Below are 25,490 nucleotides of genomic sequence, written 5' to 3' on the forward strand. Positions count from 1 at the left end.
CCGCCGGCCTGAGAAGCCAAACGGAGGATAGGCCATTGCAAAAGCCCGGCCGTACGCTGCTGGCCAAGATCTGGGACCAGCACGTCATCGCGCGAATTAGCGACGATACTGATTTGCTCCATGTCGACCGTCATTTGCTGCACGATCTCGGCGGGTCGCGCGGCCTGCTCGATCTCAAAAGCCGCAATCTTTCGGTGCACAATCCGGAACTGACATTCGCGACGCCCGACCACGCCATCTCCACGGCGCGCGGGCGGGCCGGTACCAGCAAGGTCGGGCAGGAATTGCTGGCGGGTCTGCGAGTCGAAACAGCAGCGAGCGGTATCGAGATGTTCGATATCGACGAGCCCGGTCAAGGCATCGTCCATGTTATCGGGCCCGAACTCGGCCTCAGCCTTCCTGGTTGCCTGATTGTCTGCGGCGACAGCCATACCTGCACGCATGGCGGGCTGGGTGCTCTAGCGTTCGGTATCGGATCGAGCGAGCTGACGCATGTGCTGGCCACGCAGGCCATCATCCAGCGCCGGCCGAAAACCATGCGCGTCAAGTTCGAGGGCCGGTTGTCGTTGGGCGTGACCGCCAAGGACCTCATCCTGGCGCTGATCGGGCAAATCGGCGCCGCCGGAGGTACCGGCTATGCCGTCGAATATGCCGGCAGCGCGGTCCGCGATATGCCGGTCGAAGGGCGGCTTACCATCTGCAATCTTTCAATCGAGCTCGGTGCCAAGATGGGCCTGATCGCGCCGGATGACGAGACGTATGATTATATTCGTGGTCGCGCCTACGCGCCCCAAGGCGAAATGTGGGAGCGGGCAGTTGCGGCGTGGCGTGAGCTTCCGAGTGATCCCGACGCGGTGTTCGACCGGGAAGTCGTCATCGATGTCGAGAAGATCATTCCGCAGGTGACCTGGGGTATCAGCCCCGAACATGTCATCGGCGTCGACGGTCGTGTCCCCGATCCCAAGGACATCGCTGATCCGGCGCGCCGCGCCGCGATCGAGACCGCGCTGGACTATATGGGCCTAATCGGTGGAGCGCCGATTGCGGGCACGCCCGTCGATTGGGTCTTCATCGGATCATGCACCAACAGCCGCTTGAGCGATCTGCGGGCTGCGGCTGCGGTCGCGCGGGGCCGCAAGGTTGCGCCCGGCGTGCGCGCCTGGGTCGTGCCGGGCTCGGAGACAGTCAAGCGGGAGGCGGTTGCCGAAGGGCTCGACAGGCTCTTCACCGACGCAGGTTTCGAATGGCGCGAGCCCGGGTGCTCGATGTGCTTGGCGGCCAACGGCGAAACCGTGGCCCCCGGCCGGCGCTCGGTTTCGACCTCCAATCGCAATTTCATCGGCCGCCAGGGGCCCCGCGCGCGCACCCATTTGGCGAGCCCCGCCACGGCAGCGGCAGCGGCGATATCGGGCGCCATTGCCGACGTGCGGACCATGGAGCGCTAGCATGCCGAAACCCTTCGCCAAACTGACGGCAATTGCCGCGCCGATCATGCGGAGCAATATCGATACCGATGTCGTCATTCGCATCGAGCGCCTGGTCGGAAATTCCGTTCGCGGCACCCTCGGCAAATGGGCATTCGGTTCGCTGCGCTACCTGCCTGATGGCTCGGAAAACCCCGAGTTCATTTTGAACCGCGAGCCTTACCGGCAGGCGGAAATCCTCATTACCGGTCCCAATTTCGGTTGCGGCTCCTCCCGTGAAGGGGCGGTGTGGTCGCTGCAGGAATTAGGTATCCGCGCCATCATCGGCTCAGGCTTCGGCGATATTTTCTTCGCCAACTGCTTTCAGAACGGCATCCTTCCGATCGTCGTCGACAAGGAGATTGTCGACGGCCTTGCTGCGGAGGTTGAGCACACCCAGGGTGCGGGACGTATCGGTGTCGATCTCGAGGAGCAGACGATAACTTCGCCAACGGGTCGGCGGCACCGCTTCGAGATCGATCCGCGCCGGCGCGCGGGGCTGCTCGAAGGTCTCGACGAAGTTGCCCTGACATTGCAGCGTGACGAGGAAATCCGCGCCTTTCAGGCAGCCGACCGCGCGGAGCGCCCGTGGATCCATTTCGCAAGGAAATCGGCATGAACAATCTGTCCAACATGATCAAGGTGGCGGTGGTCGGCGGCGAGGGAATCGGGCCGGAAGTGACGGCGCAGTCGCATCGAGTCCTCAATTGGTTTGCCGCAAAGCGCGGCGTTCCGATGATCCTGCGTGAGGCGCAATATGGCCTCATTCCCTATCTCGCAACCGGCAAGGTATTGCCGCAGGACACCGTCGAAGCAATGGACGAAGCCGATGCGATCCTTTGGGGCGCGACCGGCGGCCCCGAAACGAAGGAGGTTCCGGCCGCGGCGCGCAAGGCCGGAAGCCTGCTGTCGATGCGCAGCAAATACGACCTCTATGCCAACCTCAGGCCCATCGTTGCCAATCCGGCGTTAGCGGAGTCGGCCCCGCTCAAGTCCCGAGTCCTTAAGGATGTCGATTTTGTCATAATCCGCGAGCTCACCAGCGGCATCTATTTCGGCGAACCGCGCGGCACGGCATCGAAACGCTTGGCGACGGGCAGCGCCGCGGTTTCAACACCGAGCAATACACCACCAACCAAGTCCGCCGCGTGGCGCGGTCTGCCTTCGAACTGGCACGAGCGCGAAAGGGGAAGGTCTGCTCGGTGGACAAGGCAAATGTGCTGGAGACCAGCGTGCTATGGCGCGAGGAGGTCATTGCGTTGCATGCCACCGAGTTTTCCGATGTCGAACTCAGCCATCTCTATGTCGACAACGCGGCCATGCAGATCGTCCGAGAACCGTCGCAGTTCGATGTGATGGTAACCGGCAATATCTTCGGCGATATCCTCTCCGACTGCGCGGCGATGGCCTCGGGTTCGCTCGGCATGTTGCCGTCGGCCTCGCTGGGGCCGGTCGATCGCTTCGGCCGCCGTAAGGCGCTTTACGAGCCGGTCCATGGTAGCGCGCCCGACATCGCGGGCAAAGGCATCGCCAATCCACTCGGCTCGATTCTCAGCGTCGCCATGATGTTGCGCCTGACGCTGAACCGGCCAGACGATGCGGTCCTGCTTGAAAGAGCCGTCGATGTTGCGTTGACGGCGGGCGCGCGCACCGCCGATATCGCCGAACCGGGCGCAACAAAGCTTTCGACCGAGCAAATGGGCGATGCGGTGCTAAACGCCCTGGAACAGGTTGCAAGCAAGGAGAAGGAGCACGCGTGATGGCAAAACACGTCACGAGACGCTCGGCGCTGACAATCATCGCTTGCAGCGGAGCTTCTGTCATGTCCGGCCGGGCATGGGCCGAAGATAAGACCGGTCGCGTGATCTACCCGGTCGCGGTGCCCGTTTATCAGACACAGTTCGTCGCTGACCGAATTGGCTACTTCAAGGACGCCGGTCTCGACTGCAGACTCATTCAAGGTGGCAGCGGCGTCAAGACGCGCGAGATCATCGCCTCCTCGCAAGGTGACATTGGCATCGGCGACATCACTCACCCGATGCAACTCAGCAATCATGGCCGTGCCGGGCGCGTGCTGATGCCGGTCGATACCCGCAGCAGTTCGGTGATTTTCATCATCCGCAAAGATCTCAAAGACCAGGGCATCACGTCGCTTGAGGCGCTAGCGGCCTGGAAAAGGCCGGACGGACGCAAGCCGATCGTCTCGGTGTCGTCGCTAGGCGGCACCAATCATGTCTGGGCTTCCTACTATATGGAGACCATGGGTCTCGACGATAAGGTGACTTGGATCGGTACCGGCAATGTCGATACCATGTTGGGTTCGCTGAAGACCAGACAGGTCGATGTGCTCGTGAGCTCACTCTCGTTGCTGAATGATTCGGTTGAGCAGGGTTGGGGAGCCCTGCTGTTCGATGGCACGGACGAAGCGATCTGGAACAAATATATCGGCGGCAAGGTCCCGGTGACGGCCCATTTCACGCTGCAGGCGACGATCGACAAGGACCCGCCGAAGATGCAGGCATTCGTCAACGCTCTGTGGCGGGCTACCCGGTGGATCAAGATGCATTCGCCTGAAGAAATATACGGTACGATAGAGCCCTATGTCGGCAGCACGTCACGTGCCGCCAACATCCTCGAGATCACGGCACTGCAAAAGGTCGTCGACTATGAAGCGAGCGTCGATGCGGCAGGTTGGGCACGGGGCGAAAAAGTGTGGTTTCGGGAAATGACTGGTATCAAACCGCTCACGATTGCCGAAGTGATCAGCCCCGCCTTTATCGAAGCGGCCCGAAAAGCCTATCCGACTTGAGGGTCCAGGGTCTGAAGGGGCAAGGCATGTCCGCGACGCCGTTGCCGCGACCACCCGATGTGCAGCGGATCGATGTAAGGCGACTGAGCAAATCGTTCCAGCTCGCGGGCACGGCCATCGAGGCGGTGAACGACGTCTCCTTCAGCGTCAGGCGCGGCGAATTCGTCGCTTTGTTGGGTCCCTCGGGCTCCGGCAAAAGCACGATCCTTAACATGATTGCGACATTGATTAAGCCTACAGGCGGCCAAATACTGATCGACGGTCGGCCGGTGGTCGCCGGTAGGGCAACGCCTGACGTCGGCTACGTCTTCCAGCGCGACACTCTTTTTCCGTGGCGTACGGTGGCCGACAACATCGGATACGGCCTGCAACTGGCCCGTGTTCCCGATGCGGAACGCAAGCAGCGCATTGCGGCGTGCATGGTGCAGGCGGGTCTTCAGGGATTCGAACAGGCTTACCCATCGGCGCTGTCGGGCGGAATGCGTCAGCGCGCGGCGCTAATGCGGACGCTCGTCGTCGAACCGCAGATCTTGCTGATGGACGAGCCGTTCGGCGCGCTCGATACCCACACCAAGATCGATATGCATGACGTCCTGCTGCGGATTTGGGAACGCGAGCAACAAACGGTTTTGTTCGTCACACATGACCTCGGCGAGGCCCTGACGCTGGCCGACCGGATCATTCTTTTTTCCGCGCGCCCCGGCCGGATCAAGGATATGTTCGAGGTTGACTTTGCGCGGCCGCGCGATGCGGTGAAGGTGCGCGAGACGCCGCGCTATGCTGAGCTGTTCCAGCATATCTGGCACTCGCTCGGTGAAGAATTCGTCAAGGGCCGCAGCCCATGAGGACGCGTCGGCCGGTTAGCACATTGGTTTGGCAGGCGTTGATCTGTGTCGCTGTGCTTTCGATCTGGCAATGGGGATATGATCTGCACGCCAGCATTCCGTGGCTGGTGCCCGACTTGCTCGATCCCTATTTCGTTTCAAAACCCTCCGAGATATTCGAGCATTTCCTGATCCTGAGCTGCCTCAAGACCAAGTTGGGCGTGTTCAACGGCTGGTTCAACGGCGACTTTGCCAAGTGCATGGCGCGCAACGAGAACAATTTGTGGATTGCGACCGCCGTCACGCTGAAAAACACCTTCTTCGGTTTCGCGACCGGTGTCTCGAGCGGCTTCGTTGCCGGTTTGTTCCTGGGCCGTTCCAACCGCCTCAGCTCGATTTTTCAACCCTTCATCACCGCGGTGAATTCCATTCCCCGTATAGCGCTGGCACCGATCATCGTGCTGGCGTTCGGGATCGGGGACATGTCGAAGGTCGTCACATCGTGGATCGTGGTCGTGTTCCTGGTATTCTTCAACACGTTCGAGGGGGCGCGCTCGATCGACGAAGGTTTTATCAATGTCGCGCGGCTGCTGGGCGCCAGCGAATGGCAGATCACGCGCACGGTCGTGATCCCCTCGACCATGGCCTGGGTCTTCGCCTCGCTCTCGCCGGCGATCTCCTTTGCACTGATCGGCGTCATCGTCGGCGAATTCATCGGCGCGGAGCGGGGCATCGGCCGTCTGATCATCGAATCGGAGGCACGGGCAGAAGCATCGGGAATGATGGTCGCGGTGATCGTGTTGATGCTGGTGGGGGTCGCGCTCTCGGCCGTGATCTGGCGTTTGCAGGCCTATCTACTGCGCTGGCAGCAGCATAATATGGTGGAGTAACGGAGCCCCCCGGCGAGCGGGATGCCCGCGGTTTCGCCAGACGTCAGAGACGAGGTCAACGGCATGATTCTAGTTGAGGAGCAGTCTGATGTGGTTGTTATCAGCCTGGCGCGCCCGCCGGTAAATGCCCTCGACCTCCCCATGATTGAGCAACTGGAATCGACGTTCGAGCGTCTGGCCAAGGCTGTACCGCCAACCGGGGTCGTTCTAACCGGTGCCGGTAGCGCCTTTAGTGGCGGCGTCGACACCAAGGCCTTCGTCTCATATGGCCGAGAGGAGCGTCATCGCATGGTCCTTGCGATCACCCGCATGACGGCGGCGATCCTCTCTTTGTCTTGTCCGCTGGTTGCCGCGGTTAACGGCCATGCGCTGGGAGGCGGCTTTGTCTTGATGTTGTGTTGTGATTATCGACTGGTTGCGGACGATGGTGCGCTGCGCCTTGGACTGACCGAAGCGCGCGCGGGAGTGCCGTTTCCGGCTGGACCGGTGGCAATCATGAAACATGAAATTTCGATGGGCTTGCTGAGGCAGATGACGCTGTCGAGCCGCGTCGTGAGCCCGCAAGATCTGGCCCAGCATGGGTTGGTCGACGCGTTGGCGAGCAAGGAACACATCGTCGAGAAGGCGGTCGCCGCCGCGCGGGAGCTTGCCTCCCAGCCCGCGTTTGCGGTGGTGAAGAAGCAGGTGCGTGGAAGTCTTGCCGCCGAGGTGCAGGCCCTTGCCGTCGCAGCAACCGATCCTTTCCTGGGTTCCTTCGGGTAAGGTCCGAGATTGGATATGGAACGCGAACAGAGGGTCTTCCGATGGGCATAAAAATCTATGGATTTTGGCGGTCGATTGCATCGTTTCGTGTGCGGGTTGCGCTGCGGCTCAAAGGCTTGCCATTTGAGGAAACTCCGGTCGACATCCTCTCCGGCGAACAATTCGAGCCGGGCTATGAAGCCGTCAACGCCGAACGCGTGGTGCCGACATTCATTCACGATGGCCATTCCATATTCCAGTCGATGGCGATCATGGAATATCTTGACGATATCCAGCCCGAGCCGCGGCTGTTACCTGAGGACGTCAAAGAGCGGGCCTATGCGCGCTCGCTTGCGCTGATGACGATCGCCGATGCTCATCCTCTGGTCACGCCTCGCATCCGCAACCATCTCGCCAAGACCTTCGGCGCCGATGTCAAGGCCATCGAGGAATGGGGCAAGCATTGGACCACTGAGGGCCTCGCGACTTATGAGCGGCTGCTCGCACGCCGACTGCCCGCTCCATTTGCCTTGGGCGAGGAGCCCGGTCTCGCGGATATCTGCATCGCCGGCCAGGTCGTGACCGCGCAATATCTCAAACTTGAACTGAACACGTTTCCGACGGTTGCCCGTCTTGCCGGGCGCTGTTTTGAGATCCCGGCTTTTGCCACGTCTCATCCGTTCGAACAGCCGGGCTTCAAGACGGCGAGCGCGCACTGATTGACGCTAGACATCAAGGCCGAGCGCCCTCGCAGCATTTCCGCCGGCAATCTGGGCGAGCGTCGCCTCGTCCATGCCCTGCACCCCCGCGACATGTCCGATTGGATTATATTCGGCCATGTCGAACGGGTAATCGGTGCCCATTACGATACGATCGGGGCCGAAGACGTCAATCAGATAGGCGAGCTGGTGATAACTGAACACCACCGTGTCGAGATAGACCTGCCGCAGATAGGTCGTCGGCGGCAGCGGCAACTCGCCGTGGCAATCCTGCCGCGCGCCCCAGGCGTGATCGATCCGCCCTGAATAGCCGGGCAGATAGCCCCCGCCGTGCACGGCCATCAGCTTCAGGTCGGGAAAGCGCGCCAGCGTCCCCGAAAAGATCAGGTTGTGAAGCGCAAGCGTGGTGTCGAGGGGATTGCCGAGCACATTGTTGAAGTAGAAATGGGTCAGGCGTTCACCATGGGTGAACCCGTTCGGATGCATCATGATGAACGCTCCGAGCTGTTCGGCCCTCGCAAAGAACGGGCGGAATTTCGGATCGGACAATTCCTGGCCGTTGACATTGGTCAGGATCTCGACGCCCTTCAATTTCAGGTCCTTCATGATGTAGTCGAGTTCGCGGACGGCAATCTCCGGTTCCTGCAAGGTGACGACGCCAAGTCCGACGAAGCGATCGGGTTTGCGCGAGCAATATTCCACCACGCCATCGTTGGCGAGGCGATGGGCGGATTCCGCTATTTTCGGATCGATGGAATAGTAACACTGACCCGGCGCCGGCGCGACGACCTGGATGTCGATGCCCATCTTGTCGAGATCAAACAGCCGGCGGTCGATGGTGGTCATCACCTCGCTGACATCCTTCTCCTGCTGCGCATTGATTTCCCTCGTTGCGGCGTCCGCAAAATGCGCCAGAGGGATCCGGCTGATATCGATATGGGGTTGCGCCAGCTTGGCGGCCTGGGGAACCACGATATGAGCGTGAATGTCGATCGTGGCGGAAGACGGTCGCCGGGCGAGGCCGTCGGCGTCGTGGATACGTGCGGCGGTGCGGCCGTAGCGATTCTTGCGATCGATCATTTGAACTAACCCTACGTTGGCGTTGATTGTTCCGGACGTGAAGACGAGCAGAGGTGATCACGATTTGCTTTTGCGTTGGAGCCATCGGGTCGAAACCGCGGTTGCGTCGGCGTCGGCGAGGCCGGCGGCTTCGGCGTCCTCATAGCAGGCGAGCGCGCTCGCGGTGACCGGAAGTTCGGCATGAATGGACGCGCCGAATTGAACCGCGGTGGCCAGATCCTTTTTCGCCGCGTTGAGACCGAACGCGGTTTCGCCCAGCGGCGCTCCGCCCAACACCTTGGCGATCGCCGGGCCGCGGCCTTTCATGGCGGTCGGCGCACCCGAGGTGTCGGACAGAATGTCGATCAGCCGTCCGGCTGGAAGATTGAGCGGCTTGCAGATCGCCAAGGCTTCGCCCAGCGCCTGCCAGTACACCAAGAGCGGCAGATTGACCGCAAGTTTCATCATCGAACCCGCGCCGAGCTCGCCGACATGCTCGGTGCGTCGGCACAATTGTTCAAGGATCGGCATCGCTCTGCCGACATCCGCCTTGGCGCCGCCGACAAGGCCGAGCAATTTTCCCTCTTTTGCCGGACCGGTACTTCCGCCTACCGGAGCTTCGACAAAGGCGGCGCCCTGCCGCAACACCGAGGCGCCGTTCGATTTCATCGTGTCCGGGCTTATCGTGCTCATATCGATCACGAGCTTGCTGGCAAGCTTGGATTTCAGGATGCCGTTTGGCCCGCGATAAATGGCTTCGGTTGCGGCGTCATTCAACAACATCACGATGGTCACTTCGCAGCCCTCCACGAGCTCCGCAGGGGAAGCGAACAGCACGGCACCGGTATCGGTCAGAGGTTTTGTCTTTGCCAAATTGCGATTCCAGACGCCGACTTCGTGCCCGACCGACATCAATCGCTGCGCGATCGCCGATCCCATTCGTCCCGTTCCGCATATGCCGATTTTCATTGTTGCCTCAATCGATGGAGTGGATGGTTGGTCTAGTGAGCATGAAAGACGCCGAGATTCTGGGCGATCAATTCTTCGTTGTTCAGAATGTCGCCGGCGCTACCGGCGAACACAGTGCGTCCGGTGTTGAGGATCACGGCGTGATCGGCAACATCGAGGGCCAGCTGGAGATTCTGTTCGACCAGAACGATGGATTGACCTTCCTGCTTCAGGCGGCGGATGGTGCGGCCTACCTCCGTCACGATCAGGGGCGCCAAACCTTCCGACGGCTCGTCGAGCAGAAGGACCCGCGGATTGCCCATCAGCGCACGCCCGATCGCGAGCATCTGCAGCTCGCCGCCAGACAGCGTACCGGCAATCTGCGCTTGGCGCTCGCGCAGTCGCGGAAACATGTCGAAGATTCGTTCGATGTTCCATGGCTTGCCGGTCGTGTTCTCGCGTTGTCGCGCGACCATCAAATTTTCCCTAACCGTGAGGGACGGAAAGATGCGTCGTCCTTGCGGTACCAGGCCGATGCCGAGGTGCGAGATGCGTTCGGGGGTCAGGCCCGCGATTTGTTCTCCAAATAGCCGGATTTCGCCGTCCTGCGGTTTCAGGAAACCGATGATGGTCGAGATGCAGGTGGTCTTTCCCGCGCCATTGCGTCCCAGTAGCGCCAGCACGGCGCCCGCCTGCAACGAAAAGCTCACGCCATGCAAAATATGACTATCGCCATAAAATGCATGCACGTTTGCCAGGCTAAGTGCATCAGGCGCCAAGATACACCTCACGCGTTCGTTCGTCCGCGATCACAGTATCCCGATCGCCATCCACAATCACGCGACCATAATTGAGCAGCGTTACGGTTTCGGCAAGGTCGAGCGCGGTATCCATGTCATGTTCGATCATGATCACGGTGGTTTCCCGCGGGATTGACGCGATCAGCGCCTTCACCTGGGCCCGCTCCGTGTTTGACAGGCCGGCCAAAGGTTCGTCCAGCAACAGCAGGCGCGGCTTTTGCGCAAGGGCCATTGCGAGTTCAACCCGGCGTTTCTCACCATAGGCGATGTCGGATACCGGATGTTCAGCCAGATGCAAAAGCCCGACCGCATCGAGGGTACGGCGGGCCTCGGTGGCGAGATCGCCATAGAATGACATTGGCCGCCACATCTGCCAGCGCGATGGCCGCAGACCGAGCAGGCCAAGGGTGACGTTGTGCTCGAGCGTATCGCCTGAAAACAGCGTAATGATCTGGTAGGTTCGCGACAGTCCGAAATGCGCGCGTTTGTAGGGTGCCAATTGCGTCACGTCGGTGCCGAACAGCTTGATCTGCCCCGAATTCGGCCGCATGTCGCCGCTGATCTGATTGAACAGTGTGGTCTTGCCGGCGCCATTCGGACCAATAATAAGGCGACGTTCACCGTGTCGTATCGCCAGCGATACGCTCTGCGTTACCACCAGGCCACCGAACGCCTTTTTCAAGTCGATGACCTCAAGCGCATGCTCGGACGTCTGCGGGGTCATCGCGATCCCCTGCGCAATGCGCTCGACAACTTGGTTATGCCCGGAACGATTCCGGTCGGCATAACCAGAACGATGAACACGAACACCAGGCCGAGCAGCATATTCCATCGTTCGATATAGGCCGATGCATAATTCTTCAATAACAGAACCAGTGCGGCACCGACGACCGGACCGCCAAGCGTTCCCGAGCCGCCGGCAATGACGCCGAGCAAGGCTTCAGCCGAGCTCGTGGTGGAGATCGACGTCGGGTGGATGTATTTATGATAATAGACGTAGAGCAATCCGGAGACGCCACCCCAGAAGCCGGCATAGGTGAAAGTGATCCATCGGATCATCCAGGGATTGAAGCCCAGCGCGGCCATCCGGCGCGACTGGTCGCGGACGCCTTTCAATGACGATCCGAATGCCGAGGATACGAAGATCGTCATCATCAGGAAGGCAAACGTCGCCACAACCAGCGCGAACCAATAGAACGATACGGCGCTGTCGATCGAAATGCCGAACGGCATTGGCCGGGTCAGGCCGGCTATCCCATTGTCGCCATTGGTCACATTGGACATGCGATAGGCGAGCCCCCACAACACCTGCGACAGAGCCAGCGTGATCATGAGAAAGCCCAGGCCCGTGGCGCGGAGTGCGATGACGCCGAAGCAGGCCGCCATCGCGGTAGTGCCGGTGATCGAGATGATCGCAGCCGCGCCATGACTGAAACCGTATCGGCTTGTCAGCAGCGCTGAAATATAGGCTGCAACCCCGAGATAGGAGGCGTGTCCGAGCGACGTCATTCCGCCGAAACCGACCAGCAGGTTGAGGCTGAGGGCGAAAATCGAGGCGATCAAGATTTGGCTGGCGAGGTTGATGTAAAAATCGCCCGCAAAGAAGGGCGGGAGAAGAAACGATCCGGCAATCAGGAGCACGCCGATCCACTTCATGCGCCGACGCGCCCAAACAAGCCCTGAGGCCGAAATGCGATGACGAAGATCATCGGCAGGAAAAGGATGATGTAGGCCAGCTCCGGAAACAGCGCAGTTCCGAACGTATAGATGAAGCCGATGATGAAGCTGCCGATGAACGCGCCGAGCAGGCTCCCGATGCCTCCCAGAATGACCACGATCAGCGCCAGCGGCAGCATGTCGGCATCAAGCCCGGGATAGGCGGAGAGAACGGGTCCCCCCAGCACGCCGCCGGCGCCGGCTATTCCCGCGCCCAGGCAAAACACGATCGTAAACAAATTCGAGACGGGGATGCCTACCGCGCGCGCCATCTGCCGGTCGTCGACGCCGGCGCGGATCATGGCGCCAAGCCGTGTCCGCTCCAGCAGGAAATACAGCACGATCGCAGCACCGATGGCTATTCCCACCAGAACCAGCCGATAGGTCGGAAAAACCAGACCGAACACCCGCGTCGGCGACTGCAGGTTTTGCGGTGTCGGGACAGGAATCGAGTCGCCGCCCCACAACATCAGGCACGCATCGGAGATGATGAAGGACATGCCGAGCGTAACCAGCACCTGACCGAGCGGATTGGCCTTCAGTCGGGTCAGCACCAGCCGCTCGAATAGACCGCCGATCGCCGCGACCGCAATTCCGGCGCCGAGCGCGGTCACCCAGATGTTGAGGCCGTCCCAGGAACGCAGCGCGATCGCCCCGAAATAGGTCCCAAGCATGAAGAAGGCGCCGTGCGTCAGATTGGCGAGCCTCATCAGGCCGAAGATCAGTGAAAAGCCCGACGAGAGCAGAAACAACAGACCGCCGAGCGACAGGCTGTTGAGACCCTGGATGATCCAAAACTGCATCGTTGGCCGATCTGTTCGGAAAGTTGCACGACGCTTCCCCGCAACGGGAGCAGGATTTACGGCTCCAGGTTTTTCGCCGGCGGATAGTCGCGCGAATAGACCGGATTCTTCAGGAATGCGGTCTCGTCATAAGTCCAGAACTGGCTGACGTCCGGATAGGTCTTGATGACCGAGTTAACCAGCCGCCCGTCGCTTCTTGTCACCTTGCGGATATAGACATCGCCGATCGCATTTCCGAATTCATCGATTTTAATAAGACCGCGGATCGTTTCCACATTGCTGCCGCGGATCGCCGTCATCAGCGCCTTCTTGTCTTCCACATTTCCCTTCGTGGCCTTTATCGCAGCTTCCAGAACTTCGGCCGTGACGTAGGTCCCGCCGGCGTAATAGCCCGGATCGTATTTGAATTGTTTGCGAAATGCCGGCGCGAAGACCTTGTTGAGCGGATTGTCCAGTTCCGCCGAATACCAGCTCGTGGTCAAAATCCCCAACGCCTCGTCGCCCATGTTGCGAAGCACGGATTCATCGAGCGCCGTCATGCCGCCGATGACGGCCATCTTGTCCTTCAGGCCGTATTCGATGAATTGTCGAAGAAACCGGAATCCGTTCGAGCCGGCGGTCCCGAGGAAGATTGCATCGGCGCTCTTCACCTGGGCGACGTAGCTGCCGTAGTCCGGCGTCGCCAGCGGCGTGAAGATTTTTTGAATGATCTTGCCGCCATTGTCCTCGAAGACGCGCTGAAAGCCGGCGCACATTTCGTGTCCATAAGCGAAATCGTCGGCAATAGTGACGATCTTCCTGTACTTCAATTCCTTGGCGGCATAATCGGCAAGCGGGTAGGCGCATTGTGCCGATGTCGACGTCAGGCGCACGAACCATGGGCTTGGGTGCCGCTGGGTCATGTCCTCCGCCGCCGCGACGCCCAAGGTAGGAACTTCCTTTTCAGTGAAATAGTCCGCGATGGCCAGCGCCTCGAAGGCGGCAAGCGGGCCGATGACGCAGTGGACATTGTTCTTCTCGACCAGTTCCTGAGCCTTGGTGCGTGCTGTAGCGGGAACGCCGGCCGTGTCTGCAACAATCAATTCGACCTTGCGGCCCGCAAGCGTATTGTCGCGTTCCTTTAGAAACATCGTCATGGCAAGTTCCATGTCGATGCCGCCGGAAGCAAGTGGTCCGGTTTTGGCCGCCATCAAACCGACACGGATCGGCCCGCCTTCCTGCGCAAAGACGAGATTGGGGACCGCCATGCTGGCGATACCTGCGCCGGCAACGCTGCCGACAAATTGCCGTCGCGATAACGTCATTGAATCCTCCCCGGGACACTAAAACTGAATGTCCGCCGCGATTTTTGTTGCTTGAGGGATTTATCGGACGGAAGTCATAAATGATCAAGTGATAACCATGCCATGGACTTGGCGTGCCGGATATTTTGGCAGCGTCGCAAAGCGGGACAGCACGAAATCCCCGTGCGGCTTTGATGCACTGCGGTATTGCGCAGCGCGCGCCGATGATCGCCCAACATCGAAGATCTTGCGGCGCGAACGCCTATTTCCGATTGCGACCGTCCGATTTGGGACCCGTCACAATCGTCTTCTTCAAAACCTCGAACACCGCGGCCGTGTCCTGGTTGCCCAGTCCCATCGCCATCGCTTGCGCGTAGACGGGCTGGGTCAGGGTGAACAGCGGCGTCACACATCCGACGTCATCGGCAAATTCGGCGATGATCGCCATATCCTTCTTCCAGGTCGATACTTTCATCGTTGCAGGCTCATAAACGCCGTCGACCATCATCGGCGCGCGCATCTGAAACATCCGGGAGCCGCCGGCGCCCGGGCCGACCATCTCAACGACCATTTTCGGATCGAGCCCGGCGCGCTCCGCCAGGATCATCGCCTCGGCGGTCGCGACGTTGTGTATGGCCACCAGATGATTGGCGACGAATTTCATCCGGCTGCCATTGCCGTATTTACCAAGATCGGCGCTCTGCTTGGCGAAGTCGGCGAACAGGCTTTTGCATTGGGCAATGGCATTGCTGTCACCGCTGGCATAGATGACGAGATCACGATTCTTGGCCTGCGCGCCGGTTCCGCTAAGGGGACAATCCAGCGCGATATGACCGGCTTTGGTCAGGATGTTTTCGAAGTTGAGCTTGTCGGCAAGAGTAAGCGTCGAGAGCTCGACCACAATCCGCGAAGGCTCACCGGTATTGGCGATCGCCCGCGCGACGTCCTCGACGGCTGCGGGCGTGGGAAGACTGGTCATGATGATCGGCGCGTCGCGCGCGACCTGACCGATGTCGGCGGCGATAGTCACGTTGGCAAGCCCAAGCTCGGCCCGTCGCGCCGCATCGATGTCGAAGCCGATGACCCGCCATCCGCGCTCGACGAGATTGCGGGCAATGGCACCTCCCATGATCCCAAGCCCGATGATTCCAACGATCTTGTCCATGAGAAATCACCTCTAAACTTAGCCGCGTCACGCGCCGCTCTAGGCCGTGTCCTGAATAACCGTTGATCAAGCGATAAACAATCATCAAGTCGCCCCCGTTGGGGAGGGTTTCGACGATTTCAGGATTCTCATGCAGAAATTGTGCAGACGCACCCTCTGGGCTCGCATTTAACAGACAGGTTTGATACCGCCGATTGATCCGCGAATTCCTCGCGTCGACGCACACGATCGTCCAGTCAGATGACAAAACTCTTTGGCACCATTGCGCTCGGTATTCTCGGATTGGTGTTTCTTTCGGTAGGCATCAAAATCAATGAGCCCTATCTGATTTCGCTGCGCGGTTCGGGCGCCGTTGCGCTCTCTATCGCGAGCAATATTGTTTTCATGTTCCTGATCAGGCGGGGCTACTGGAACGGACGAGGTGCCCCGGGAAGACTGCTGATTTTGTTGTGGTGCTTGCCATCATTGTCGATGCTGTACGCCTATGTTTCGTTTGAGGCCGGCAAACGAGGCGTCCTGCGAACTGACGTCGTGCGGGCGCATATTCTGGGGCGACATTTCGTCGTGGGTTATTCATCGTTCGATGAAGTCGCGCCGTTGGCGGAAAAAGGCCTGATATCGGGCGTCTACGTTTCCCGGCACAATGTCGCAGGGCGGACAACCGAGGCGCTAAAGTCGGAGATTGCCGCATTGCAAGACAGGCGGCGCATCGCTGGTCTGCCGCCTTTGATTGTCGCCGCCGACCAAGAAGGGGGCATCGTGTCACATCTGTCGCCGCCATTGACGGCACTGCCCCCGCTATCCACCTTGGCGGGCTTGCCTGCGGACATTCGGGCAAAGAGAGCCGAAGAGTTCGGGCGCATTCACGGGCAGGAATTGGCGGCGCTCGGCGTGAATCAAGATTTTGCACCGGTTTTGGACTTGCGGCCGGAGGCAAGCCACAACCGGTTTGATTTCAACACACTGATCAATCAGCGCGCGATTTCCGGCGACCCGGCCGCGGTAACCGATGTTGCGCTGGCCTATATACGCGGGCTCGAAGCGTCCGGTGTTGCGGCGACCGTGAAGCACTTCCCTGGATTGGGGCGTGTGCGCGCCGATACGCATCATTTCAACGCTGATTTGGACACTCCTTTAACGGTGCTTGAGGCATCCGACTGGCGCCCTTTCAGGGAGGTCCTGGCGGGTTCGCGGGCGCAACTCATGATCGGACATGTCACGCTGACCGCGGTCGACCCGGATCGCCCTGCATCGCACTCCAAACGTATCGTCGACGAAATCATTCGCCAGAAATGGAATTACCAGGGCGTGATCATTACCGACGATCTGGTGATGGGTGCGATCTACCGCCACAACATCTGCACGGCTGTCGTTGAGGCGCTCAACGCGGGCGTGGATTTGCTGCTTGTCGCTTTCGACGGCTCGCAATTCTATCGCATCTTTGCGTGTGCGTCGGACGCATTTGGCCAGGGAAAGCTTGATACTGTGATGCTGCGCGAGAGCGAGGCGCGGCTGGAGCGGACGCTCCCGTCAGATTGAAGGGGAGATTTATTGATATGGTCGATGGGCCCTTGACGGGCATCTTCGGCCGCGCCTTAATTAGTGATCAGGCGATAAACGATCGTCGAGCGGCTTCGGCCGGTCAAGCACGTTCGTCGCGATGCGGAAAAGCCAAGTGGCCGACTGTCCCCAGGCATCCAGGTCGGCCGCATCTCGAGAGCGCAAGACCGGCGAGATAGCGAGGAACGCTAAAATGGCAGGCCTTGGTCGGAAGCCAAACACGAGCCCGTTTCCGCAGCCCGATGCGGACGACCCCGCCTATGCTGCCATGATTGCGCGCGCCAAGGCGCTGATTCCGCGCTTTCGCGATCGCGCCTCTCGAACTGAAGAGTTGCGGCACTTGCCATCGGAGACCGAGCGCGATTTGCATGAAGCGGGCTTGTTCAGGATCGTGCAGCCGAAGCGCGTGGGAGGCTCGGAATTCGATTATGTCGCGCTGGTCGATTGTGCCGATGCCATCGGTCAGGCCGACGCGTCGGTGGCCTGGAATCTCGCCAATCTCGCGAGCCACCACTGGATGCTGGCGATGTTCGACAGCCGCGCGCAGGATCTGGTCTGGAGCAAGGACGCCAACGTCCTGATTGCGTCCTCCTTCATTTTCCCGGCTGGACGCGCGAGGAAAGTCGACGGCGGATATGTCCTGCGCGGCAGCTGGCCGTTCTCGTCGGGAGTGGACTCCAGCGAATGGAATATGCTCGCCAGCGTCGTTTCATCCGACGACGAAGCCGACGGCATCGAGTATCGTATCTTTCTGCTCAACAGAAGCGACTACAGAATCAAGGACACATGGAATTCGGCCGGATTGGGGGGAACGGGATCGAACGATGTTGAGGTCAATGATGCCTTTGTTGCCGAGCCGATGACGGTGGCCGTGAACGACCTCGGCGGCGGCCCGACGCCTGGAAGCGCCGTCAATCCGAATGCGCTTTATGCGCTGCCGGTGTTCTCATTGTTTCCTTACGTACTATCCGGTGTCGCCTTGGGAAACGCACAGGCCTGTCTGGACGACTACGTCGAGGTCGCGCGACATCGCGCCTCGACCTACAACCGTGCGAAACTCGGCGATATGCAGAGCACACAAATCAAGATCGCGGAGGCTTCCGCCAAGATCGATGCGGCTCGTCTGATCATGCGCTCGACATGCATCGAGGCTTTGGCCGAGGCCAGGCGCGGTCGCCTTCCGGACATCGCCGCCAAGACCAAGACCCGCCGCGACGGGGCATATGCCGTCAATCTTTGTACCGAAGCGGTGTCGCTGTTGTTTGCGGCAAGCGGTGCGCGGGGATTGTTCACGTCGGCTGCGTTGCAGCGTCAGTTCCGAGACGCCCACGCAATCAATTCGCACCTTGCATTCAATTTCGATGCGGCTGGCACGAATTATGGGCGCGTTGCACTCGGCCTGCCGTCAGAAAATCTGACGCTTTGAGGCCGGCGGATGACCGACGCGCCAAAGCATCCGACTAGTCTGGATCCGGCTAAGGAGCTGGCCAGCGACAGCTCGACAATCGATCCCAGGGATTTCCGCAACGCGCTCGGCACTTACGCGACTGGTGTCACCATCATCACGGCTGCCGGCGCCGACGGCAAACCTTATGGGCTGACCTGTAATTCGTTTGCCTCGGTCTCGCTGAACCCGCCGCTCGTGCTCTGGAGCTTGGGGACGTTTTCGCAGGCGCTGACGGCCTTCCAGAACGCCAGCCACTTCGCGGTAAACGTGCTGGGCGCCTCGCAGCAAGCGCTCGCGACCAAATTCTCAAAATCCTCGGAAGACAAATTCGCCGGGGTCGAGTGGACGCCGGGTCTTGGCAATGCCCCCCTTCTTGCGGACAGCGTCGCAAATTTTCAATGTCGGGCCGCCAATCGGTACTATGGCGGCGACCACGTCATCTTCCTTGGCGCGGTCGAGGCGTATTGCTACAACCGGAAAGAGCCGCTGTTGTTTGCGCGGGGCGGTTACGGACAATTTCTCGCGGGTGACGGCATGTCATCGGCCGTCAAGCCATGAGAAGGAAAGCACCGCCCAAGCGTGCTCGCGCAAAACAAAAGCGATTGTCGCCGGACGATCGCCGCAAGGACTTCGTTGCCAAGGCGACAGAGTTTTTCTCGGAACAAGGATTTGACGGCGGGACGCGCGATTTGGCGCGCCGGCTCGGCGTCACCCAGCCGCTGCTGTACCGCTACTTTCCAAGCAAGGATGATTTGATCAAGGAAGTCTATCGCACGGTCTATCTCGAGCCGTTCGATCCGGGCTGGGAGAAGCTCCTCGCCGATCGCTCCCGGCCGATCCGCGATCGGCTGCAGGAATTCTATAACGCCTACACCGACGTCATCTTCACCCGCAAATGGCTCCGCATTTATCTGTATTCCGGCCTGAAGGGGCTCGACATCAACCGCTGGTATGTTGGCGTGGTGCGGGACAAGATTCTTTCGCGTATCATCCGGGAATGCCGGCATGAAGCGGGACTTCCGGTGCAAAGCAAGCCCACCCCGCCGGAGCTCGAAATGGCATGGGTGTTTCACAGCGGAATTTTTTATTACGGGGTTCGCAAATACATCTACGAATCCCCTGTGCTCGAAGACAAGGAGCAGATGATCGGCGATGCGCTGGACGCTTTCCTGGCCGGTTTCGAGCGGGTCTTTGCTGCGCCGGCCGCGCCAAGGCGCGCGCCGGCCGCGCCAAGGCGCGCGCCGATGAAGGCTGTGGGGTAGCCGGCTTATCGCGCGGCTTCCGCCTACGATTATTGCGGTTTCGACAATTCGGCCCGGTACCAATCGCCGATCTCGCTCGCCGTCATCAGGGCAACGCCTTCGTGGCCGATGACATAGTCGAGCAACGCTTCCAGATATTTGATTCGGTGCGGGACGCCGGTGATGTAGGGGTGAATCGAGATCGCCATGATCCGGGCATTACTGGCGCCCTCAAGGTACAAGCGGTCGAACTGATCGGTGCAGCGCTTCAAGAACTGCTCGGACGGCAGATGCTGTAGCGCATGGATGACGATGTCATTGGTCTCGACCGAGTACGGAATCGTGGTGATGGTGCCGTAAGGCGTCGAGATATCCTGCGGAAGATCGTCGATCACCCAGTCCGCCACATATTCGATGCCGTTGCGACGCAACAGGTCGAGGGTCTCATTGGTTTCCGTCAGTCCCGGACTTTCCCACGATCGCGGCGGCTTGCCGGTGAAGTTTGCAATGGTGTCGACCGCCCGTTTGATCGCGTCGGCCTGATTGTCCAATTTATGCATCGGTCCCTGGACGAATCCATGACCCATGAACTCAAAGCCGGCCTCGCGCGCGACCGATGCGACGCGAGGATAAGAGCTGCACACATTTGCGTTCAGCGCCAGCGTCACCGGCATGTTGCGGTCGGTCAGCGCCTTGAACTGCCGCCAGAAACCGGCGCGCATTCCATATTCATGCCACGACCAGTTTGGCACATCAGGCAATAGGGGCTGCCCCATTGGCGGGCTCAGTACGGTTCGCGGCATCGCATTTTCGATCCGCCACTCCTCGACGTTGAGGATGACCCATACCGCGAGCTTTTTGCCGCCGGGCAGCCTGAGTTTCGGGCGGTCGATTTGCGCCTGGTAGGGAATGCGATCGGTCAGAGCCAAGGGACACCTTACTCAAAGTGGATTTGCGGACTGTTCCACAACGTTGAACCGTTTTGGGGTGCCGGCGTTGACGCGCGGCATGACTTTTTCGGCCATCAGGATCATGGACTGCCGCCCAAGCTCGCGGTCCATCCAGTCCTTGCCGGCGTATAAGAGCGTGCCGAACTCGCCGACCTCGTCCTGAAAGGCCAGCAACTGATCCGCGACGCTGTCAGGCGTCCCATGAATGATCAGCCTGTCGCAGATCATTTCCAGCGTTACCTCGTCGTCAGGCTGGTCGCGGCGGGTTTTGAACAACTCGATGCGGCCGTTGTTTTTCAGCTTGGTGAACAGCGAGCGATAGTAATAGACATAAGGCCCTTCCGGGTCGGTCGCGTAGGCTTTTGCTGTCGCTGCGTCCTTGGCGACAAAGACGCTCTTGGCGACCCGCCAATTTGCGGGGTCGGCGGGGCGGCCGCCGCGCTCGCAGCCTTCGACATATTTCGGCCAGTGGCTTTTTACCCAGGCCGGCATCAGGAAGTTTGCCGAAATTGGTTCCCAGCCGCGCGCGGCAGCCTCGGTGACGCCCTTCGAGAACGGCGCCACGGCGGTCACGACGACCGGCGGATGCGGCCGCTGCAGGGGCTTTGCGATAAATCCCTGGCCGATATCCTTGATCAGCGTCTTTTGCGTCGAGATGTTCCAGTATTTTCCCTGGAAGTTATAGGGCGGCTCGCCGGCCCAGATATCGAGAACCTGATTGATCGATTCAAGAAACATCTCGTTGCGATTGGCATCCAGATTGCCGAACAACTCGGCATCCGACAGAAGCCCACCAGGGCTTATTCCGAAAATCAAGCGCCCGTCGAGCATGTGATCGAGCATCGCCATGGAGGCCGCGACGGTGGCAGGATGAGTGTTCGGCATATTGATGGTGCCGGTTCCGAGCTTGATCTGCCTGGTCGCGGCTGCAATCCACGCAAGGAATGCGATGCAAGAGGTGATGTTCTCGGCCTTGTCGGTGACATGTTCGCCAACGTAGGCCTCGGTAAACCCCAGTTCGTCGGCGAGCAGGAAGGCTTCACGGTCTTCATTGAGCGACCGCAGCCAATCCTTGTCGAGAGGGTGGATTGGCATCGTAAAGAAACCCAGATTCATCGCCTGCTCCTCCCTGGGGCCGATTTGATGCAAGCCAAACCGTGCGTCGTTCACGACGATATCACAAGTCCAAAAGTCGAATCTCGCGAAATAATCGGTCGATAAACAAACTTGACCTTTGGTGGTCACCGCCGTCTAATCCTCGCAAAATGCGCCTAAATCGGGCCGGGGAAGGTCACGCCAAATGAAGGCCTCGGCTTTCAATTATGCACGGGCAACCAGTGTTTTGAACGCGTTGGAGTTGCTGGTCGCGCACGGAGAGAAGGCCAAGGTGCTGTCAGGCGGGCAGAGCCTGATGCCCGCCCTGAATTTGCGCTTGATCTATCCCGAACTTGTTGTCGATATCGGGGGGCTCGCCGAACTGCGGGGCATCGCAGTTGCGGATAATGTCCTTACCATCGGCGCGCTGACGCGCCATGTTGATCTCGCAAGGTCTCCCGAAATCGCCGCGCACGCCCCGTTGCTGACGGAAGCCATTGCCCATGTCGCGCATCCGGCGATCCGCAACCGGGGCACAATCGGCGGCAGCCTTGCGCACGCCGATCCTGCCTCCGAGCTGCCGGCCTGCATGCTCGCACTGGATGCGACGATTGTCGTTCGCGGTCAGGCCGGCGAGCGACGGATTCCTGCCGGGGATTTCTTTACCGGAATCTATGAGACCGCTTTGTCGGCGCAAGAAATTCTGATCGCCGTTGAACTGCCAATCGCACAGAGAAATTCCGTGCACTTCTTTTACGAATTCGCGCGCCGGCACGGCGACTACGCTCTTACGGGACTGGCCGCACAGGCGACCGTGGCGGGCGGCGCCTTCACCGGGCTTCGCATGGCCTATTTTGCCGTCGGCGACCGGCCGCTACTGGCCAGGGCGGCAGAGCCGCTGCTCAACGCCATCGTGACGCCTGCGCTGTTGTCGGAAGCATCGAAAGCGCTAGCCGAAGAGCTCGATCCCCAGGACGATCAACAGGCGTCCGCTTCGATGCGCCGGCATCTCGCGAAGGTGTTGATGGTGCGTTGCGTGTCGGCACTGCTCGGCCGCCCCGATCTCAATGCCGGGGGAGCTGTTTGACGGCCCTAATGCCAATCTCCCTCGAGGTGAACGGCGAGCGCATCGAAGCGCAGGTTCTGCCACGTCTTAACCTTGCAGACTTCTTGCGCGAGCACCTGCAACTGACGGGAACGCATGTCGGCTGTGAGCACGGGGTTTGCGGCGCGTGTACGGTACGGGTCGATGGCGAAATCGTTCGGTCCTGCCTGACGCTCGCGGTACAGATGCATGGCGCATCCGTCGAAACCATCGAGGGATTGTCCGACAGCGGCGAAATTGCAGATCTGCAGGCCGCCTTTCGCGATCGCAATGCCTTGCAATGCGGCTATTGCACGCCGGGCATGCTGATGGCCGCGCAGGACCTGCTGAAGCAGAATGCCGAACCGGACCGGGAGCGGATACGCGAGCATCTTTCCGGCAATTACTGCCGCTGCACCGGTTACCAGGCCATTATCGATGCGGTCGAGAACACGGCGCGGGCGCGCGCGGGGCGCAGGTCATGACCGCTGCATCGACCAATCCGGAAGGCCTCTCGGAGCTCGATCGGCCGAACTCGTATATCGGCAAAATCGTTCCACGGCCGAACCTCGAGCGGCTGATGCAGGGACGCGGGCTCTACGTCAGCGACATCGAGCTTCCGCGGATGGGTCATGTGGTGTTCCTGCGCTCACCCCATGCGCATGCGAAAATCATCGGCATTGACGCGGCCGAAGCGCGGCGCACGCCCGGCGTCATCGCCATCGTGACCGGCCCAGAGCTTAGCGCTGTGATCACGTCGTGGGTTGGCGTGTTGTCGCACCTGAAAGGCCTTAAATCCGCGCCGCAACATGCCATCGCAATCGATCGCGTCTGCTGGCAAGGGGAGGCTGTCGCCGCCATCGTGGCGACCAGCCGAGCCGTAGCCGAGGACGCAGCGGAGATCGTCAGGGTCGAGTACGAAGAATTGGAAGCCGTGACGGACATGCGCACCGCGCTCGATCCGGGAACGCCTGTGATTCATCCCGCGCTCGGCGACAATCTGGCCTTTGAGCGAAACCTTGACGCTGGCGCAGTCGATGCGGCGTTTGCCAGCTCCGACGCGGTGGTCGAGGCGGATTTTGTCTTCGGCCGGCACACCGGCGTGACGCTGGAGCCGCGCGCGGTGGTGGCGGACTGGAACGCGGCCGAGGCAAGGTTGACGATCTACCAGGGCACGCAGGCGCCCCACATGGTGCAGAATATCGCAGCGCTCCATCTCGGGCTTGAAGAGGCGCAGGTTCGCGTGGTCTGCAAGGACGTCGGCGGCTCCTTCGGCATCAAGGTTCACATATATGCCGATGAAATGGCGACTTATGCGCTGTCAAAACTGTTGCGGCGGCCGATTAAATTCGTCGCCGACCGGGTCGAAAGCTTCAACACCGATATTCACGCCCGCGATCATCGCTGCAAGGGAAAGATCGGCGTCAAGCGCGACGGGACAATTACGGCGTTCGAGATCGACGATCTCACCGGCATCGGTCCCTATTCAATGTATCCGCGCACCAGCGCGATTGAAGCCAATCAGGTCGTCAATCTTGTCGGCGGGCCCTATGTGACGAAAAACTATCGCGCGCGGGCGCGCGTCGTGTTCCAGAATAAAAATGTGATGTGCCAGTATCGCGCCGTCGGCCACCCGATCGCGTGCTCGGTGACGGAAGGCCTGGTCGATCTTGCAGCGTCGAAAATCGGGATGGATCCGGTGGAAATCCGCCGCCGCAATCTCATCGCCGACGAGGCCTATCCCTGCGTTTCGCCCTCCGGCCTCCGATTTGAGCAGTTGTCGCATCACGCGGCGATGACCAAGTTGCTGGCGATGATGGATTACGACAGGCTACGCGCCGAGCAGGCGGCCTTGCGCAAGAATAACATTCATCGCGGCATCGGCATTGCGAGCTTCATCGAGGTCACCAACCCAAGCGCGGCGTTTTATGGCGTCGGCGGCGCGCGTATTTCGTCGCAGGATGGCGTTGCCGTGCGACTCGACGCGCAAGGCTCCGTGATCTGCCAGACCAGCATCACCGAGCAGGGGCAGGGCTCGGAATCGCTGACCGCGCAAATCGTGGGCAGTGTGCTCGGGGTCTCGATGGAGCGCGTCCGTGTCATTCTCGGCGATACCGACAACACGCCCTATGGCGGCGGCACCTGGGCCTCGCGCGGTGCCGGAATTGGTGGCGAAGCCGCGTTGCAAGCCGCGAAGATCCTGCGCAAGAACATCCTCGATGTCGCAGCCGCCATTCTGCAAGCCTCACCCGCCGAACTCGACATCGCCAACAATGCGGTTGTGAACGCAAGCGACGGATCGCCGCGCATTGAGCTTCGCGAGCTCGCCAGGATCGTTTATTTCCGTCCCGATACGCTTCCGCCGGGCATTCAGCCGGAGCTGATGGCGACGCGCCATTTCGTGCCCCGCGAATATCCGTTCGCCTTCACCAATGGCGTCCAGGCTTCCTGGCTCGAGGTCGACACCGACACCGGCTTCGTAAAGCTGCTCCGGCATTGGGTAGTCGAGGATTGCGGCACCATCATCAACCCGCAGCTGGTCGACGAGCAAATCCGGGGCGGCGTCGTGCAGGGCCTGGGTGCGGCGTTGTTCGAGAAATGCATCTACGATGAGCGGGGGCAACTGACCAACGCTAACATGGCCGATTATCTGGTTCCGATGTCCGGCGAAATGCCCGATATTGACGTCGGGCACGTGGTGTCGCCGACATCCGAGACGGAATTGGGGGCGAAGGGCGCAGGCGAAGCCGGGACGGCGGCGGCCGCGGCGGCGGTGGCCAACGCGGTTAACGATGCACTCAGGCCGTTTGGTGCAATAATTACCGAGATTCCGTTGACGCCGCAGGTTATCCTGACGGCCTTGGGGCGAATCTGAGCGAAGACGCCGCCGGCA

Annotated in this window: 24 protein-coding genes and 1 pseudogene; 15 read left to right on the top strand and 10 right to left on the bottom strand. The window is 60.3% G+C overall.

Annotated features, from left to right (window positions below; genetic code table 11):
• The first annotated feature begins 35 nt into the window (after window positions 1-35).
• The 8 genes and pseudogenes from leuC to maiA all read left to right on the top strand — a co-directional run bounded on the left by leuC (window position 36) and on the right by maiA (window position 7,446).
• Entirely contained in the window at window positions 36-1,445 is a 1,410-nt protein-coding gene (gene leuC, locus B5526_RS28930) for a 3-isopropylmalate dehydratase large subunit (RefSeq protein ID WP_244562088.1), read from the top strand.
• A 1-nt stretch (window position 1,446) separates the two neighbouring features.
• On the top strand, window positions 1,447-2,082 hold the full coding sequence (gene leuD / locus B5526_RS28935) for a 3-isopropylmalate dehydratase small subunit (protein ID WP_079543185.1): 636 nt from the start codon (window positions 1,447-1,449) through the stop codon (window positions 2,080-2,082).
• Window positions 2,079-3,223: pseudogene (leuB, locus tag B5526_RS28940) on the top strand (3-isopropylmalate dehydrogenase). Before leuD ends, leuB begins: the two are co-directional and overlap by 4 nt.
• Complete coding sequence (locus tag B5526_RS28945; RefSeq protein WP_079543186.1) at window positions 3,223-4,272, top strand: ABC transporter substrate-binding protein; 1,050 nt, start codon at window positions 3,223-3,225, stop codon at window positions 4,270-4,272. Before leuB ends, B5526_RS28945 begins: the two are co-directional and overlap by 1 nt.
• Before the next feature lie 26 nt (window positions 4,273-4,298).
• A complete protein-coding gene (locus B5526_RS28950; protein ID WP_079543187.1) occupies window positions 4,299-5,117 on the top strand; it encodes an ABC transporter ATP-binding protein in 819 nt (272 codons plus the stop codon).
• Window positions 5,114-5,986, top strand: a complete 873-nt coding sequence (locus B5526_RS28955) for an ABC transporter permease (RefSeq protein ID WP_079543188.1) — start codon at window positions 5,114-5,116, stop codon at window positions 5,984-5,986. Before B5526_RS28950 ends, B5526_RS28955 begins: the two co-directional genes overlap by 4 nt.
• A gap of 21 nt (window positions 5,987-6,007) precedes the next feature.
• Complete coding sequence (locus B5526_RS28960) at window positions 6,008-6,748, top strand: enoyl-CoA hydratase/isomerase family protein (RefSeq protein ID WP_079543189.1); 741 nt, start codon at window positions 6,008-6,010, stop codon at window positions 6,746-6,748.
• A gap of 41 nt (window positions 6,749-6,789) precedes the next feature.
• Complete coding sequence (maiA, locus tag B5526_RS28965) at window positions 6,790-7,446, top strand: maleylacetoacetate isomerase (RefSeq protein WP_079543190.1); 657 nt, start codon at window positions 6,790-6,792, stop codon at window positions 7,444-7,446.
• A gap of 6 nt (window positions 7,447-7,452) precedes the next feature.
• Here the strand turns inward: maiA and B5526_RS28970 are convergent, their stop codons facing one another.
• From B5526_RS28970 to B5526_RS29005, 8 genes are all read right to left on the bottom strand, one after another.
• Window positions 7,453-8,526 (bottom strand): amidohydrolase family protein, encoded by a 1,074-nt coding sequence (locus B5526_RS28970; protein ID WP_079543191.1) that lies wholly within the window; start codon window positions 8,524-8,526, stop codon window positions 7,453-7,455.
• Between the two features lie 57 nt (window positions 8,527-8,583).
• Window positions 8,584-9,474 (bottom strand): NAD(P)-dependent oxidoreductase, encoded by an 891-nt coding sequence (locus tag B5526_RS28975; RefSeq protein WP_079543192.1) that lies wholly within the window; start codon window positions 9,472-9,474, stop codon window positions 8,584-8,586.
• 32 nt (window positions 9,475-9,506) lie between these two features.
• Window positions 9,507-10,232, bottom strand: coding sequence for an ABC transporter ATP-binding protein (locus tag B5526_RS28980; RefSeq protein ID WP_079543193.1), 726 nt, complete (start codon window positions 10,230-10,232; stop codon window positions 9,507-9,509).
• On the bottom strand, window positions 10,222-10,977 hold the full coding sequence (locus B5526_RS28985; protein WP_079543194.1) for an ABC transporter ATP-binding protein: 756 nt from the start codon (window positions 10,975-10,977) through the stop codon (window positions 10,222-10,224). The genes B5526_RS28980 and B5526_RS28985 overlap by 11 nt, the downstream gene beginning before the upstream one ends.
• Window positions 10,974-11,909 (bottom strand): branched-chain amino acid ABC transporter permease, encoded by a 936-nt coding sequence (locus B5526_RS28990; protein WP_079543195.1) that lies wholly within the window; start codon window positions 11,907-11,909, stop codon window positions 10,974-10,976. Before B5526_RS28990 ends, B5526_RS28985 begins: the two co-directional genes overlap by 4 nt.
• Window positions 11,906-12,772: a branched-chain amino acid ABC transporter permease gene (locus B5526_RS28995; RefSeq protein WP_079543196.1), complete on the bottom strand. Its 867-nt coding sequence runs from the start codon at window positions 12,770-12,772 to the stop codon at window positions 11,906-11,908. The genes B5526_RS28990 and B5526_RS28995 overlap by 4 nt, the downstream gene beginning before the upstream one ends.
• Before the next feature lie 56 nt (window positions 12,773-12,828).
• Complete coding sequence (locus tag B5526_RS29000; protein WP_079543197.1) at window positions 12,829-14,076, bottom strand: ABC transporter substrate-binding protein; 1,248 nt, start codon at window positions 14,074-14,076, stop codon at window positions 12,829-12,831.
• 241 nt (window positions 14,077-14,317) lie between these two features.
• Window positions 14,318-15,220, bottom strand: a complete 903-nt coding sequence (locus B5526_RS29005) for an NAD(P)-dependent oxidoreductase (RefSeq protein WP_079543198.1) — start codon at window positions 15,218-15,220, stop codon at window positions 14,318-14,320.
• Window positions 15,221-15,460: 240 nt separating this feature from the next.
• Between B5526_RS29005 and B5526_RS29010 the strand changes: the two genes are divergently transcribed.
• The 4 genes from B5526_RS29010 to B5526_RS29025 all read left to right on the top strand — a co-directional run bounded on the left by B5526_RS29010 (window position 15,461) and on the right by B5526_RS29025 (window position 19,489).
• Complete coding sequence (locus B5526_RS29010) at window positions 15,461-16,759, top strand: glycoside hydrolase family 3 N-terminal domain-containing protein (RefSeq protein ID WP_079543199.1); 1,299 nt, start codon at window positions 15,461-15,463, stop codon at window positions 16,757-16,759.
• A 214-nt stretch (window positions 16,760-16,973) separates the two neighbouring features.
• On the top strand, window positions 16,974-18,206 hold the full coding sequence (locus B5526_RS29015; RefSeq protein WP_079543200.1) for an acyl-CoA dehydrogenase family protein: 1,233 nt from the start codon (window positions 16,974-16,976) through the stop codon (window positions 18,204-18,206).
• 9 nt (window positions 18,207-18,215) lie between these two features.
• Window positions 18,216-18,785, top strand: a complete 570-nt coding sequence (locus B5526_RS29020) for a flavin reductase family protein (RefSeq protein WP_079543201.1) — start codon at window positions 18,216-18,218, stop codon at window positions 18,783-18,785.
• A complete protein-coding gene (locus B5526_RS29025) occupies window positions 18,782-19,489 on the top strand; it encodes a TetR/AcrR family transcriptional regulator (RefSeq protein WP_079543202.1) in 708 nt (235 codons plus the stop codon). Before B5526_RS29020 ends, B5526_RS29025 begins: the two co-directional genes overlap by 4 nt.
• A gap of 29 nt (window positions 19,490-19,518) precedes the next feature.
• Here B5526_RS29025 and B5526_RS29030 read toward each other — a convergent pair whose 3' ends face one another.
• Window positions 19,519-20,397 (bottom strand): polysaccharide deacetylase family protein, encoded by an 879-nt coding sequence (locus B5526_RS29030; protein ID WP_079543203.1) that lies wholly within the window; start codon window positions 20,395-20,397, stop codon window positions 19,519-19,521.
• Between the two features lie 12 nt (window positions 20,398-20,409).
• Window positions 20,410-21,534, bottom strand: coding sequence for an LLM class flavin-dependent oxidoreductase (locus B5526_RS29035; RefSeq protein WP_079545544.1), 1,125 nt, complete (start codon window positions 21,532-21,534; stop codon window positions 20,410-20,412).
• A gap of 184 nt (window positions 21,535-21,718) precedes the next feature.
• Here B5526_RS29035 and B5526_RS29040 point away from each other — a divergent pair, with 184 nt between their 5' ends.
• The 3 genes from B5526_RS29040 to B5526_RS29050 are packed head-to-tail and all read left to right on the top strand — an operon-like array spanning window position 21,719 to window position 25,472.
• Window positions 21,719-22,600, top strand: coding sequence for an FAD binding domain-containing protein (locus tag B5526_RS29040; protein ID WP_079543204.1), 882 nt, complete (start codon window positions 21,719-21,721; stop codon window positions 22,598-22,600).
• Window positions 22,597-23,082 (top strand): (2Fe-2S)-binding protein, encoded by a 486-nt coding sequence (locus B5526_RS29045; RefSeq protein ID WP_283807573.1) that lies wholly within the window; start codon window positions 22,597-22,599, stop codon window positions 23,080-23,082. The genes B5526_RS29040 and B5526_RS29045 overlap by 4 nt, the downstream gene beginning before the upstream one ends.
• A complete protein-coding gene (locus tag B5526_RS29050; RefSeq protein WP_079543206.1) occupies window positions 23,079-25,472 on the top strand; it encodes a xanthine dehydrogenase family protein molybdopterin-binding subunit in 2,394 nt (797 codons plus the stop codon). Before B5526_RS29045 ends, B5526_RS29050 begins: the two co-directional genes overlap by 4 nt.
• Window positions 25,473-25,490 lie beyond the last annotated feature (18 nt).

Source organism: Bradyrhizobium lablabi (assembly GCF_900141755.1).
Classification (GTDB): Bacteria; Pseudomonadota; Alphaproteobacteria; order Rhizobiales; family Xanthobacteraceae; genus Bradyrhizobium; species Bradyrhizobium lablabi_A.